Source organism: Sphingopyxis sp. 550A (genome assembly GCF_053569535.1).
Genome location: NZ_CM131615.1, coordinates 1,349,059 through 1,364,019, shown reverse-complemented (window position 1 = coordinate 1,364,019; position 14,961 = coordinate 1,349,059). Strand labels below are relative to the sequence as shown.

Sequence of the window (14,961 nt, the reverse complement as noted above, 5' to 3'; positions counted from 1 at the left end):
GATTCCAGCATCAGAATTTATAACCCAGATCGACGCCGAACGTGCGCGGCGGCGAATAGATGCGCAGAAAACCGAGCGGACCAAGGCCGAAGGTGTTGTTGATGACCGTCTTGTCGAAGGCGTTCTTGACCCAGACACCGATCCGCCAGCCCTGCTCGCTCTGCAGTCCGAGCGTCGCATCGACCAGCACATTGCTCGGCCGCAACTGGACGTCGCTGGTCCGGTTGGCGGCGCCGCCGCTGGTATAGAGATCGTCCATATAGACCGCGTTGACCGATCCGTTCAGCTTTCCGATCCCGACATCGGCGTCATAGAAAAGCCCGAGGCTGCCCGACCATTTCGGCGCATAGGCGAATGGCAGATCGCTGTTGTCGGTCGGATTGTCGACGCCGTCGCTGGTCAGATCGGTGAAATTCTCCTTGAACCGCGCGTTAAGATAGGCGGCGTTCGCGTTGATGCTGAATCCGCCGCCGAGGACCCATTGCAATTCGCTTTCGACGCCGTCGATACGCCCCTTGCCGGCGTTGGTGACGATCGATTCATAGACGCCGCCCGAGGTCAGCCCCTGCGTACCGACCTGCATGTCGGTGTAGGTCGACGAGAAGGCCGCGATGTTGAAGCGCACGCGGCGGTCGAACAATTCGGTCTTCAGCCCGCCCTCGAAGCTCGACACGGTTTCGGCATCATAGGGGCCCGCCGAGGTGAAGCTGGCCGCGCGGCCGTTGAAGCCGCCGCTGCGGAACCCCTTCGACCAGGTCACATAGGCGAGGACATCGGGATCGACCTGATAGCTGATCCCCAATTTGGGCGAGAAATTGTCCCAATTGTCGCGATAGGTCATCGATGTCGGATAGAAGAGCGGCTGGTTGGTGAAGCGCTTTCTCTCATAGCTGTAGCGCCCGCCGGCGGTCAGCGTCAGCGCATCGGTGGCGTGGAAGTCGAGTTGGCCGAAGCCTGCCCAGGCGGTGTTGCTCTGGCTGGCGATCTGCGGGACCGTCGCGCCGCCGTAGATGAGCCCGCTCTGCGCATTGGTGATGTCGTAGCTTTGGTGCATGAAGAAGGCGCCGAGCACATAGTCGAGGCGCGACTTGCCGTCCGACGCGATGCGAATTTCCTGACTGAACTGCTCGTGCTTCTGATCGCGCAGCGCGGAGAAGAAGGGCAAGGCGCTCGCGTCATAATCGCTCTGCACGCGATCCTTGAACTCGCGATAGCCGGTGACCGCGGTGATCTTCGCGCCGCCGACTGCCCAGTCGAGGCTGAACGCCAGCCCCCAGGTGTCGAGGTCCGCGAACAGCGGCGTATCCGAATAGATGGTATAGGGATCGGTCGGGTCCGAATTGCCCGCCGGAACCGCCGGGGTCGGGGTGCCGGTATCGGGGCTGAAATTATAATAGACGTCGCCGGGAAGCGACGCGTTGCGGAACGCCGCGCCCGATCCGCGCTCGCGGTCGAAATCGGCGACGAGCGTCGCTTCGAGATTGTCGGACGGCCGCGCGACCAGCGTCAGACGGCCCGACCAGACCTCGTTGTCGCCGACCTTTTCGCCGGTCGTCGCATTGTAGTTGTAGCCGTTGTAGGTCTTGTAGAGCATCGAGGCGCGCACCGCGAGATTGTCGCCCAGCGGCGTTTCGAGCGCCGCGCGAGCCTCGACCCGACCGCGATCGCCGAAGGTCAATTGCCCCTCGCCCGCAAAGGTATCGCCCGGCCGCTTGGTCCGCACGCTGACGACGCCGCCGATCGTGTTGCGGCCATAGAGCGTGCCCTGCGGTCCGCGCAGAATCTCGACCGATTCGATGTCGAAGAAATCCTGAAGCGCGCCGCTGTTGCGCGCCAGATAGACGCCGTTCATCTCGACCCCGACCGACGGCTCGAAGGTCGATTCGACGTCGGCGAAACCAAGGCCGCGAATGAAGAAGGCGCTGGCATAGGGATAGGCACCCACCGGCGCGAGGACGACGTTCGGCACCTTGGAATTGAGGTCGGTCAGATTGAGGACCGACTGTGCCTCCAGGCTCGCGCTGTCGAACGCGGTCACCGAAGCCGGAACGTCCTGAAGATTCTGCTCGCGGCGCTGCGCCGTGACGATGATCTCGGCGACCTGATCCGCGGACCCGGCACTTTGCTCCGCCGGGGCAGTTTCGACCTGCGCCGAAGCTCCGGTGGTGACGACGACAGCCAGCAACGACGCACAGCATGCAATGGAGCGCTTGCCCATATTCATCCCTCTCCCATGTCGTGCCGCCGATCTTCGTCGACGGTTAATTAGTAAGCTATCTATGAATCCAATCTTGTCAAATAAAATGACGACTTTTCGTGCCGACACGTCAATATAACTGACGATAAGGGATTGCCCGGAGACCCGGCGCGCGGCCGACCCTTCCGGTTCAGGCTTTCGGACAGACGGGGAATCGGCTAAACCAGTTGCAAAAGACAACCCGCAGACAGCGGCAATCGGGAAGAGGAACGGACATGGCTGATCACGATCTCGTTATCCGCGGCGGAACCGTCCACGACGGCCTGGGAAGCCCGCCGCGCACCGCCGACGTCGCCATCCGCGACGGGCTGATCATCGCGGTCGGCGATGTGCCGGAGACGGGAAAGCGCGAGATCGACGCGCGGGGCAAGATCGTCACCCCCGGCTTCGTCGATATCCACACCCATTATGACGGCCAGGTCACCTGGGAGGAGCGGCTGATGCCCTCGTCGGGCCATGGCGTCACGACGGTGGTGATGGGCAATTGCGGCGTCGGCTTCGCGCCGTGCCGCCCGCACCAGCGCGAGATGCTCGTCAAGCTGATGGAGGGGGTCGAGGATATTCCCGAAGTGGTGATGGTCGATGGCCTCCCCTGGAATTGGGAGAGCTTTCCCGATTATCTGGACGCGCTGGACGAACGGCGGCTCGACATCGACATCGCCGCGCAGATCCCGCATTCGGCGCTGCGCATCTATGTCATGGGCGAGCGCGCCGCGCGCCGCGAGGCGCCCACGGCGGACGATCTGGCAAAGATGCGCGCGCTCGTTGCCGAGGGGATCGAGGCCGGCGCGTTCGGCGTCACCACCTCGCGCAACATGATGCACCGCACGAAGGCGGGCGAACTCGCGCCAAGTCTCCATTCCGACGTCGACGAGCTTTGCGCGCTGATGGACGGGCTGACCGATGCCGACGCCGGCGTGTTCCAAATCATCCCGGCGCCCGACGGCGATGCCGGGGTCGAGTTCGATGTGCTCAGGACCGTGGCCGAACATGGCCGCCGTCCGCTCTCCTTCACGCTGCTCGACGTCGCGGGTCAGCCCGGCGGCGGCTGGCGACATATGCTCGAAGGGCTCGAACGCGCCGCCGCCGACGGCGTCGAAATGCGCGGACAGGTTGCACCGCGGCCGGTCGGCATGTTCTTCGGGCTCGACTTCAGCCTGCACCTCTTCTCCTGCCATCCGAGCTACCGGGCGATCGCGCATCTGCCGCTCGCCGAGCGGGTCACGCGGATGCGCGATCCGGATTTCCGCCGCCAGCTCCTGTCCGAACAGCCCGAGGACAGCAATCCGGTCACGCTGAACCTCGTCGCGGCCTTTCGCGCGACCTGCCCGTGGGGCGACACGCCCCAATATGAGCCCGCTCGCGACGACCGCGTCGAAGCGCTGGCCGCCGCCGCGGGACGATCGCTGGAGGATTACAGCTACGACCTGCTTCTCGGCGACGAAGGCCGCGCGGTCTTCTATCTGCCCGCGGCGAATTATTCGGGCGGCAATCTCGACAGCGTGCGCGAAATGCTGGGGCATCCGAACACCGTCATGGGGCTGGCCGACGGCGGCGCGCATTACGGGCTGATCTGCGACGCGAGCTTTCCCACCTATCTGCTCCAGCGCTGGGCGCGCGACGCGCGCGACGACCAGCGCCTGCCGCTGCCGCTGGCGATCGCCGAACTGACGAGCAAGGCGGCGGCGACCGTCGGCATGGCGGATCGCGGACGGATCGCCGAAGGCTGGAAGGCCGACATCAACGTCATCGACCTCGACGCACTGCGGCTGCACGTCCCGCGCGTCGCCTATGACCTGCCCGCGGGGGGCAAGCGGATGCAGCAGGCGTCGGATGGTTATGTCGCGACGATCGTGTCGGGCGAGATCACCTACCTGAACGGCGAGCATACCGGCGCACTGCCGGGACGGCTCGTACGGCGGTCCCTTGCGCGGCCGCTCGAACGCGCCGCCTGACGGGAACTCGATCGGGAGTGTTCGGCGCACCCAGGTCGCGGGTTCAATCTTCCGCGGAGTCGCCGTCTTCGATAATTTCGAGGATATTGCCCGAAGGATCGGTGAAGAAAGCCTGGCCTTCCATGAATTCGCTGAACACCACCGGCACGCCAGCCGCCTCAAGCCGCGCGGCGACCTGCTTTACGCTGTCGACCGAAAAGGCGAGATGCGGCGCCATGGGCGTCCTGTCGAGAATGCGTTGCGGCGGAAGCTCGGCGTCGTCGACAGGCCGCAGCAAATGGATCTGTTTCGTCCCGATCCGAAGCCAGAGGCCGGGCTGCGGCTGTGGCATCCGCCACACTTCTTCCAGACCGAGCAGTCCGACGTAGAAATCGCGCGAAGCCTGCTCGTCGCGGATGGCGAGATTGACGTGAGACAATCGGGCGACAAGAGACGGGGAGGCATCATCGGCCATGGCGCAAGTTCCTTCGGGCCCGAATGGCGGGATCCACCCCTGATTGGCATTGCCGCAGGATCGATGCCACTAGTCTTTTGTCATGACGCCCATGTCCACGCGGCATGGCTCGATCATCGCGGCCGCCTTCATGCCGGACCTGCATGGCGGCGATGATCGATCGGACTTTGCGCGGCGCCGACGACCGAGGCTAAAGGCGCGGGCCGAATCCAGTCCAGGAGGATATTCCGCCATGCCGTCGATCGAATCGGAAATCGATGTGCTCGAAACCCGGCGCGCCGAAGCCATTGTCGGGGCCGATCTCGCGCTGCTCGCGGCGATGGTCGACGAGCATTATATCCACGTAGATGCCGACGGCGCGCTGCGCGACAAGGCCGGCTATCTGGGGGCCGTCTGTTCCCGGGCCGGACGCTATGTCGACTATCGGGTCACCGAAAATCACGTCAGGCTGATCGACGATCTCGCTGTCGTTCACGGTTGCTTCGAGAATCGATTCGAGGCCACCGACGGCACGACCCGGGACAAGTCCGGGCGCCATGTGCGGCTCTACAGCCTGCACGCCGACGGATGGCGCAATTTCTTTCACCAGAGCACACTGATCGCCCCGGACGCCGGCTGATCGGGCGTGGAGAAGGGAAGATAATGTCCCGTTACCTGAAAGCCGCCATAGATCCCTTCCTCTTCGCGCTGATCGCGACCGTCGGGCTCGCAACGCTGCTGCCTGTGCATGGCGCGGGTGTCGGAGCATTCGACATGCTCACTGACGCCGCGATCATGCTGCTCTTCTTTCTGCAGGGCGCCAAGCTTTCGCGCCAGGCGCTGCTCTCGGGCGCTGGGGCATGGAAACTGCACCTTGCGGTTCTGGCCTCGACCTTTCTCCTCTTTCCGTTGCTCGGCCTCGGGATCAGCCTGTCCCGTCTGCTCGACCCGACGATGGCGGCGGGCTTGCTGTTCCTCACATTGCTGCCGTCGACGGTGCAGTCGTCGATTGCCTTCACATCGGTGGCACGCGGCAATGTCGCGGCGGCGGTATGCAGCGCCTCCTTCTCCAACCTGCTCGGCATCGCGTTGACCCCGCTGCTCGCCAGCCTGATGATGCGCGCCGGCGGCGTCACCATGTCGTGGGGCGGAGCACGCACGATCCTGTTCCAGCTCCTCTTGCCCTTCATTGCCGGACACCTGCTGCGGCCCAGGATCGGCGATTGGGTGACGGCGCACAAACAACTGGTGATGGCCTCCGACCGCGGCTCGATCTTGCTCGTGGTCTATACGGCCTTCAGTGCCGCAGTGATCGAAGGGCTGTGGCACAGCGTCGCGCCCGCGGAACTGCTGTTGCTCGCGGCCTGCTGTATCGGACTGCTCGTGTCGGTTTTGATCGCGACCTGGCTGCTCGGCCGACTCCTCAAGCTCGATCGGGCCGATGCCATCGTGCTGCAATTTTGCGGGTCGAAGAAAAGCCTCGTCTCCGGCGTGCCGCTGGCGGGCATTCTTTTTCCCGCGTCCCAGGTCGGTCTCGCGGTGCTGCCTTTGATGCTGTTTCATCAGATCCAGCTTTTTGCATGCGCGATCCTGGCCCGCTATTATGCGAGGCACGACGAACCGCAAGACGAGGTGGCCGAAGCCAGGCGACAATTGGCGGACGCCTGATTGTTGGCGGCCATTTTGACCTGCTTCGCGCAAAGGCTATCAGGGGAGCGGGCTGCGTCGGGCGAACGGCTCTCCTTTACCCCGGCCTGATTGCCTGGGGAGATGCGCGCCATGGAACTGAGGCAAATTCGCTATTTCAAGGCGGTCGCCGATGCCACGAGCTTCGTACGCGGCGCCTATTATCTCAACGTCGCGCAGCCCGCGCTCAGCCGTTCGATCGCGAAGCTGGAGGATGAAATCGGCCAAGCCCTGTTCGTGCGGCACGCCAAGGGTGTGTCGCTGACCGACGCGGGCGAGCGCTTCTATCGGCGTGCATCGGACATTCTCGAATCGGTTCGGCAACTGATCGACGAAATGGCCACCGAAGGCGGCGATTTTTCAGGAACGGTCGCGCTCGGCGCGCCACAGTCGATCCACATGAAATTGCTGCTTCCGGTCATGGCCGGTTTTCTCGCGCGCTATCCCGACTGCCGCGTCGACCTGGTGCAAGGGTCGAGTTCCTATCTGCGCGACCGCATCGCCGACGGCGACCTCGACGTCGCGCTGATCTCCAACACCGCCGAGGCAAGCGGCGTGATGATGATCCCGCTGGTCAGCGAAAGCTTCTGCCTCGTCTGCCCCAAGGATCGACGAGCGGATTTCGGCGCGGAGGTCGAGGTACCCGACCTCGTCGGCCTGCCGCTCATCATGGCCGGCTATCCGCAAAGCACGCTCGCTTATATGGAGGATGCCTTTCCCGAAGTCGTGCGCAAGCTCGTCGTGCGAAGCGAGGTCAACAGTTCCGCGCTCGTCGGCGACCTCGTCGAGCGGGGTGCCGGCTATGGTATCGCCCCCAGTTGCGTGATGAGCCCCGGGCGTAGCGAACGGCTCGACTTCGTGCCCATCGCGGGGCTCCGGGCCTCCTGGGCCATTGCGACCCACTGGAACCGGCAGGGGTTTCGGGCGATCCGCGAAATACAGGAGATGCTGCTCGCGCTCGTCGCCGAACTGATCGCGCAAAATGATTGGCCGACCGCCCGAAGCGCCGATAGCGAAGAGGAATAAGGCTTTCATCCCTGCATACCGCACAGGCATGGCATCGATGAAAAGACAGTCTTGGACAGCGTGCCGCATCGCTTCCTATGCATGCCCCCGAGGTGACGCCCGAAGCCGCTGCGGCGGCCCGTAACTGGAGGTTGCGCCATGAGACAGGCCATAGCAGACGCAGTCACATTATGTTTCGACGAGGCCGGGCAAGGCGAGCCGCTCGTCCTGCTGCACGGCAGCAACGCCGACCGCCGGCAATTCGGCAGCTTTCTGCCGCTGCTCGGTGACGGCATTCGCGCTCTTGCGCCCGACCAGCGCGATTCGCCCGACAGCCCGTGCGAACCGCGGCCCTATGCGATGGAAGATCACGCCCGCGATCTGGCCGCCTTCCTGACCAAGCGCGGGATCGAGCGAGCACATGTCTTCGGCGCTTCCTATGGCGGAGCGGTCGCGATGACGTTCGCGCTGCTTTTTCCGGATCGGGTTCAGAGCCTCATCCTCGGCGCAACGGCGTCGGAGCGCGCACGTTTCCATACGCCCGATCTCAGCGCGATCCGCGATGACGATCCGGCGGCGGTGCGGCGCTTCATGCTCGCCGCGGTCGTTACACCCGATGCCATCGACGACGAGCCCGATCTGGTGGCCGAGCTCGATTCCATTCTCCTCATCCGCGAATCTGGCGCCTTTGCCCGCCGTGCCGCCGCGATCGACGGTCATGACGTGACCGATCGGTTGAATCGGATCACGGCACCGACGCTGGTCCTGTGCGGCGATCACGACCCTATCGCGCACGCCGACGAAGCGCGTCAGATGGCCGCCGCCATTCCCGGAGCGCGGTTCGAATTATTGCCCGAGAGCCGCCACGGCATCACGCTGCAATATCGCGAGCGCACCGCCCGCCTCATCCGCGACTTCGTGTTTGCCCACTCCCAAGGCGCGCGCGCGTGAGCCGGCCTACCGCTCGCAAGATATTGGTCTGCGGCGCGAGTATCGCCGGACCCGCCCTCGCCTATTGGCTCGACCATTATGGTTTCGAGGTCACATTGGTCGAGCGGGCCGAAACGGTTCGCAGCGGCGGTTATGCGATCGACATCCGCGGTTCCGCGATCGACGTCAGTGAGCGGATGGGCATGCTGCCCGCACTCCGCGACGCGCATATCCGGACGCGCTGCTGGACCTTTCGCAACGCCCGCCGCGTCATCACGAGTCTGCGGCAGGAAGACATCACCGGCGGCGTCGTCGGGCGCGATGTCGAGGTGCCGCGCGGTGTGCTGGCGAACCTTCTCTATGATCTGACCCGCGACCGGATCGCCTATCGGTTCGGCGACTGCGTGACCGTGATCGATGACCAGGTCGACGGGATCGACGTCGGCTTTCGCAGCGGCCGACAGGAGCGTTACGACCTCGTCGTCGCCGCCGACGGTCTGCATTCGACGACGCGGGCGCTGGCTTTCGGCCCCGAAGCCCAGTTCGACAGCTATCTCGGCTCCTGCTTCGCCGGCTTTTCATTGCCCAATCGGCACGGTTTCGATCATGAGGCCGTCATCTACAACGCGCCCGGTCTGATGGCCTCTGTCTATGAGACCGGAGGCGAGCGCATGAACGGCCTCCTCGCCTATCGCCGTCCGAAACCCGCCTCCGCCGAATATGCCGATGTCGATGGCCTGCGCCGCGATCTGCGCGCCCGCTACGCCGGAGAGGGCTGGATCGTGCCCGAATTGCTGGACGATATGGAAGCGGCCGACGATCTTTATTTCGACTCGATGCTGCAAATCCACATGCCGCGCTGGTGGAACGGGCGCGTCGCCGTGGTCGGCGACGCCGCCTATGGTCCGTCCTTCTTTTCGGGTCAGGGCACCAGCCTGGCGCTGGTCGGTGCCTATGTGCTCGCCGGCGAACTTGCCACCAAGACGCATCATGAAGACGCTTTCGCTGCCTATGACCGCACCGCACGCCGGTTCGTCGAGGACAATCAGGCCACGGCGCTGGGCGGCTCCGACATCATGGTCCCGGCAACCCGGACGAAAATCTGGACACGCAACCGCATGATGGACCTGTCGCCGATCCTGACCCGGCTCGGCTTGGTCGGGCGCAAGTCTCGCCAGCTCAACAGCGCATTGGAAATAGAGGATTACCCGGCGCCGGCGCCGACACCGGCCATGGCGTGATCTTCGGCGGCGAAGCCGTCGGAAGATCGCAGATTGAAACAAGCAAGGCCTGGCTGCGGGGATGGTCCCCGACGGCACGGAGGCGTGTTGCCCGCGGGCAGCTCCTTCCGGAAAGATACGAACCAAGGGATGGGGATGATTATGCAAAAGCGAACGATGATCCTGAACGCCACCGCCGTCGCGGCTCTGCTGGCGCCGCATTTGGTCCAGGCCCAGGAGGCCGGCGACAAGGCCGCCGGCCAGAGCGATCGCATCTATCCCGATGAAATCATCGTCCAGGCGCGCAAGCGCGACGAGCGGCTGATCGATATTCCCGAAACGATCAGCGCGATCACCGCCGATACGATCCGCAGCGCCGGCATTTCGTCGCTCAACGACGTCGGGCGGCAGACTCCGAACATCATCCTCAACCGGCGCCAGGACAATGAGCCCAATGTCGTGATCCGCGGCGTCGGCGCCTTCGGCAATACGCAGGGCGTCGGTTTCTACATCGACGACGTCCAGAATTTCACCGATCAATCGGCCGCCGTCGAAGATGTCGAGCGCATCGAAATCCTCAAGGGACCGCAGGGCACGCTTTATGGCGGCAGCAATATCGGCGGCGCGATCAAATATGTGCTGAAAAGGCCGACGGCCGATTATGGCGGCGAGGCTCGGGTCGAATATGGCACCTTCGATACCGTCAACGCCTTCGCCACCGTCAACGCGCCGCTTGCCGATGACTTCGCCGCCCGCGTTTCGGGCTATTACAATCATATGGGCGGCTTTGTCCGCAACACGCTGCTAGGCGGCCATCCCGACGCGAGCACCGAATGGGGCACGCGCATCGCCATCGGATGGCAGCCGTCGGACGCCGTCGATATCCAGCTCAGCTATCGCCATAACGAGCTCCACAACGGCGGTAACGTCTATGTGACCGCCGCCGAGACATCCTCTGGTGCCGACTATGTGCGCACGGCGGACTATAGCGAGGATGTGATGAACAAGCGCCGCGTCGACGGCATCATCGGCAACCTGTCCTGGGACATGGGGGGCGTCGAGCTGACCAACATCACGTCGTGGACGCGGCGCAAGAACGACCTGCTCTGGGATCTCGATTACAGTTCGGCCGACGCCGTCACCGCCTTCACCGGCGATCGCAACACGTCGACCGTGTTCACTGAAGAGCTGCGGCTCACCTCAGCCGACGGGGGCCCCTTCGACTGGCTCGTCGGGGCCTATTATGCCTCCATCGACAATCGCGGTCTCACCAACGACGTCGACCTGCTCCTCGGCCCCGACGCCGATGGCCCCTTGTTCATCAAGGATTATAACAATGGCGACACGATCGAACGGCAATATGCGCTTTTCGGCACCGCCAACTATCGCATTGACGCCTTCCGGATCGGGGCCGGCTTGCGCGTGGCCCGAAGCCAGTTCACCGGCCGTGATTACAATGTTCCCATCTCGGTCGATGTCAACGACACGACGGTGCTTCCGAAACTCACCCTATCCTATGATATCGCCCCCGATGTCATGCTCTACGCCAATTATGCGATCGGCAGCGAACCGGGCCGCGTCAATGTGACCACCGGCACCGGCGGCGCCTATCGCTCCGAACGGGCGTCGAGCTATGAAGCCGGAATCAAGGGATCGGTGCTCGATCGCCGCCTCTCCTTCGAGCTTGCCGGCTATTATATCGATTACAAGCGCCGCCAGTTCGAAACCCAATTCGTCAACGACGATGGCACGATCGCCGAAGAGGTCGCCAATATCGGCACGTCGGTGAGCTATGGAATCGAGGGTGGCCTTTCCTACCGGCCGATCGACGGGCTGACGCTCGCGGCATCAGGAGGCTGGCTGCACTCGCGCTGGGACGACGCGGCCGCGGTCTATAAATTCGTGCCGATCGATGGGCTGACCGTGCCAAATTCGCCGTCCTTCACCGCCAACGCCAGCATCGACTATCGCGTGCCTCTTTCCAGCGATCTGGAACTCGGACTGCGCGGCGACTACAGCCATGTCGGCAAATTCTATTGGAACATCCAGAATACGTCGTTCCAGCCGGCCTATGATCTCGTCAACCTGCGCGTTTCGATCGGCGACCCCGAGGGCCGGTGGCAGATCGCCCTGCGCGGCGAAAATCTCTTCAACGAGAAATATTACAACGAGTTCACCGCCGACGTCTTCACCGTCGGCGAAGGGCTCGGGGCGCCGGGGATGCCGCGGCGGATTCTCGCGTCGTTGTCGTTCAAAATGTGATGCCGGTGACCGGCATCACTCCCTCCGGGTCCGCAGGCTGGCGCAGCGGCGCACGCTTTACGCTGTTTGTGCTGTTCTTTGCCTCGATCCTTGCCTTTCTCGACCGCCAGATGCTCAACATCCTGGTCGAACCGATCAAGCGCGATCTGCGCATCGGCGACCTTCAGTTCAGCGTGTTGCAGGGCATGGCATTTTCGGCGGTCTATTGCCTCGCCTCCTTTCCCGTCGCGATCCTCGCCGATCGCTTCAATCGCAAGGCGGTGATCCTCGTCAGCCTGCTGGTCTGGAATGCGATGACGCTCGTCTTCGGACTCTCGACCAGCTTCGGCATGCTGCTCGTCGCGCGCATGGGTCTCGCGATCGGGGAAGCCGGCCTCACCCCGGCCGCGATCTCGATCATCCGGCAAATCTATCCGCCCGAAAAGCAATCCGGAGCGGTCGCATGGATCGCGTTCAGCCTCTATGCCGGCGGCGGTCTCTCGATGCTCGTCGGCGGCCCGGCGCTCGATGCCCTCGCCGCCATGGACGCGCCGCCGCTTGGCCTCTCACCCTGGCGCATTCTGTTTCTCGGCAGCTTTGCGATCGGAGTCGTCGGGCTTGGCCTTGTCACGACGATGCGCGAGCCGAAACGGCCGGCCACGCCATCGACCCAGGCTTCCTTCCGCAATTTCCTGGCCTTCGTATCCGAGCGCCGCGCACCCGTCGTCTGTTATCTCGCCGCAGGCATCGCGCTTAACGCGATCGTCTACGCCGTAATGTCGTGGGCCCCCGCTATGCTGATGCGCAATCATGGCTGGAGCACACAGCAGACCGGCCTTGCTTTCGGCGCTGTCTACATGATCGGCGGCGGCGCAGGAGCGCTGATCGCCGGCCGCGCCGTTCCCTGGCTTCGGTCGAGCGAACCCGCGGGATCGGTGGTCCGGCTGCTTCGCTTCGCCTGCGTCCTGATCGGTATCGCCTTGTTGTTCGCGGCGCACGCGCCCGACGGCACTGTCGCGATCGTCTTCCTCGCTTTCGCCATGCTTGGCGTCGGGGCGCTCGTCGGCGTGGGGGTTTTCGGATTTCAGGCCCTTTTCCCCGCGATGTTCAGCGCACGGGCGGTGGCGGTCAATTTTCTCGTCTCGGGCACCCTCGGCGCCTCACTCGGTCCGAGCGGCGTTGCCCTTCTCAAGGGCTGGATGGGCGGCACTGATGCTGCGACTGGCCCGGCGCTCGGCTGGTTCGTCGCCGGCGCGGCATTCTGGGCGTTTCTCTGGCTCAGTGCATTCCTGCCCTTCCTGCGAACAGGACGGGTGGCCGGCCGCGACGAACCGATCGCGCACGGAAAGCCGATCAAGTCCGGATAGCGATCCGGCACCCCTCCCCTGAACGTGATGCATTCAAAGGACTGAAATTATGGCGGAATTTACCGCACGCCCCGAATTGTGCGGCACCGTGGGTGCTGTCGCCTCGACACACTGGATCGCGAGCGCGGTCGGGATGCGGCTTCTCGAGATGGGAGGCAATGCCTTCGATGCCGCCGTCGCCGCGGGCTTCACGCTCCAGATCGTCGAGCCGCACCTCAACGGCCCCGGCGGCGATGCACCGATCCTCGCTGCTCGCGCGGGCGATCCCGAACCCACGGTGATCTGCGGCCAGGGGCCTTCGCCGGCGGCCGCCACCATCGCGGCCTTCGCCGATCGCGGCCTCGACATGATCCCGGGCACCGGCTTGCTCGCCGCCTGCGTCCCCGGTGCTTTCGGGGCGTGGCTGGTGCTGCTTCGCGATTTCGGGACGGTGGCGCTGCGCGACGTCCTCGAACCCGCGATCCATTATGCACGGACCGGTCATCCGGTGCTTGCGGGAGCAGTCGCCGCGATCGCGTCGGTCGAGCGACTGTTCGTCGACGAATGGACCAGTTCGGCCCAGCTCTACCTGCCCGGCGGGGTGCCTCCGGCGGCGGGATCGCTGTTCGCGAACCCCCTGCTCGCCGATTTCTACGACCGGTTGCTCGCCCATGCCGAAGCCGCCGCCGGCGGCCGCGCGGCGCAGATCGAGGCGGCGCTCGCCTATTGGTATGAAGGTCCGGTGGCCGAAGCAATCGATGCATTCATGCGCGGAACCGAAGCAATGGACACGAGCGGCCGGCGTCATCGCGGGCTGCTGTGCGCCGATGACATGGCGGGCTGGCGCCCTCCGATCGAACGTCCCATCGGCGTCGATCACGGCGAGCATCGCCTTTATAAATGCGGCGCGTGGAGCCAGGGACCGGCGTTGCTGCAAGCCGTGCAGATCGCCAAGGGCCTCGATATCGGCGCGATGCCGCTCGATTCGGCCGACTATGTTCATGCGGTGTGCGAGACGATCAAGCTGGCGATGGCCGATCGCGATGCCTGGTACGGCGAGGCGATGCCAGACGGTGCGCTGACGGCATTGCTCGGCGAAGCCTATGCGGCCGAGCGACGCACGCTGATCGGCGACACCGCCAGCCACGACCAGCGACCGGGGGCGCCTGCAGGCCTCGCGCCCCGCCTGCCACCGGCCTGCGGCGGCAGCCGTGGTGAAACGGCTGTCGGCGGCGGCGAACCCACGATGGCGAAGGAACTCGCGCTGCCGGTCGGCATCGACGCGCATCAGCGCGGAGATACCTGTCATGTTGATGTTGTCGATCGCTGGGGCAATATGGTTTCGGCAACCCCGTCCGGAGGCTGGCTGCAATCGAGCCCGGCGATCCCCGGACTGGGCTTCGCGCTCGGAACGCGCATGCAGATGTTCTGGCTTGCCGGAGGCCTGCCCGGCTCGCTCGCCCCTGGCGTGCGCCCACGCACGACGCTCACCCCGTCGCTCGCCTATCGGGGCGGGCGCCCCTACCTCGCTTTCGGGACTCCTGGCGGCGATCAGCAGGATCAATGGTCGCTGCAACTCTGGCTCGCGCATGTCGTGCACGGCCGCCCGCTCCAGGCCGCGATCGAGGCGCCCGCTTTTCACACCGAGCATATGTTCGCCAGCTTCTGGCCCCGCGAGGTTCACCCGGGGTCGCTCATCGTCGAAAGTCGCTTTCCGCAAACGACGGTCGATGAACTCCGACGACGCGGCCACGCGCTGACGGTCGGGGGTCCTTGGTCCGAAGGCCGGCTGTCCGCCTGCGCCCATGATTTCAAAGACGGTCGCGGCCTGTTGCGCGCCGCGGCGAACCCACGCGGCATGCAGGGCTATGCGATAGCGAGATAAACG

The 14,961-nt window shown here is 64.6% G+C and carries 11 protein-coding genes; 9 read left to right on the top strand and 2 right to left on the bottom strand.

Annotated elements, in window-relative coordinates; all coding sequences use genetic code 11:
- Positions 1–10: 10 nt before the first annotated feature.
- Positions 11–2,185 carry a TonB-dependent receptor gene (locus ACVENA_RS06535; protein WP_449328099.1) on the bottom strand — a complete coding sequence of 725 codons (2,175 nt, stop codon included), beginning with the start codon at positions 2,183–2,185 and terminating at the stop codon, positions 11–13.
- A 287-nt stretch (positions 2,186–2,472) separates the two neighbouring features.
- Between ACVENA_RS06535 and ACVENA_RS06530 the strand changes: the two genes are divergently transcribed.
- Entirely contained in the window at positions 2,473–4,212 is a 1,740-nt protein-coding gene (locus tag ACVENA_RS06530) for an N-acyl-D-amino-acid deacylase family protein (protein ID WP_449328098.1), read from the top strand.
- Between the two features lie 43 nt (positions 4,213–4,255).
- Here the strand turns inward: ACVENA_RS06530 and ACVENA_RS06525 are convergent, their stop codons facing one another.
- Positions 4,256–4,666 carry a VOC family protein gene (locus ACVENA_RS06525; protein WP_449328097.1) on the bottom strand — a complete coding sequence of 137 codons (411 nt, stop codon included), beginning with the start codon at positions 4,664–4,666 and terminating at the stop codon, positions 4,256–4,258.
- Between the two features lie 130 nt (positions 4,667–4,796).
- On the opposite strand from ACVENA_RS06525, the gene ACVENA_RS06520 reads away from it, so the two are divergent.
- The 8 genes from ACVENA_RS06520 to ACVENA_RS06485 all read left to right on the top strand — a co-directional run bounded on the left by ACVENA_RS06520 (position 4,797) and on the right by ACVENA_RS06485 (position 14,958).
- A complete protein-coding gene (locus ACVENA_RS06520; RefSeq protein ID WP_449328096.1) occupies positions 4,797–5,285 on the top strand; it encodes a nuclear transport factor 2 family protein in 489 nt (162 codons plus the stop codon).
- A 23-nt stretch (positions 5,286–5,308) separates the two neighbouring features.
- Positions 5,309–6,313, top strand: a complete 1,005-nt coding sequence (locus ACVENA_RS06515; protein ID WP_449328902.1) for a bile acid:sodium symporter family protein — start codon at positions 5,309–5,311, stop codon at positions 6,311–6,313.
- Positions 6,314–6,424: 111 nt separating this feature from the next.
- The gene (locus tag ACVENA_RS06510; RefSeq protein ID WP_449328095.1) at positions 6,425–7,357 is read left to right on the top strand and encodes a LysR family transcriptional regulator; all 933 of its coding nucleotides are present in this window, start codon (positions 6,425–6,427) and stop codon (positions 7,355–7,357) included.
- Between the two features lie 138 nt (positions 7,358–7,495).
- Complete coding sequence (locus ACVENA_RS06505; RefSeq protein ID WP_449328094.1) at positions 7,496–8,287, top strand: alpha/beta fold hydrolase; 792 nt, start codon at positions 7,496–7,498, stop codon at positions 8,285–8,287.
- A complete protein-coding gene (locus ACVENA_RS06500; RefSeq protein ID WP_449328093.1) occupies positions 8,284–9,507 on the top strand; it encodes an FAD-dependent monooxygenase in 1,224 nt (407 codons plus the stop codon). The genes ACVENA_RS06505 and ACVENA_RS06500 overlap by 4 nt, the downstream gene beginning before the upstream one ends.
- A 156-nt stretch (positions 9,508–9,663) precedes the next feature.
- A complete protein-coding gene (locus ACVENA_RS06495) occupies positions 9,664–11,748 on the top strand; it encodes a TonB-dependent receptor (RefSeq protein ID WP_449328092.1) in 2,085 nt (694 codons plus the stop codon).
- A 5-nt stretch (positions 11,749–11,753) separates the two neighbouring features.
- Positions 11,754–13,094, top strand: coding sequence for an MFS transporter (locus tag ACVENA_RS06490; protein WP_449328091.1), 1,341 nt, complete (start codon positions 11,754–11,756; stop codon positions 13,092–13,094).
- A 49-nt stretch (positions 13,095–13,143) separates the two neighbouring features.
- Complete coding sequence (locus ACVENA_RS06485; RefSeq protein ID WP_449328090.1) at positions 13,144–14,958, top strand: gamma-glutamyltransferase family protein; 1,815 nt, start codon at positions 13,144–13,146, stop codon at positions 14,956–14,958.
- The last annotated feature ends 3 nt before the right edge of the window (positions 14,959–14,961 follow it).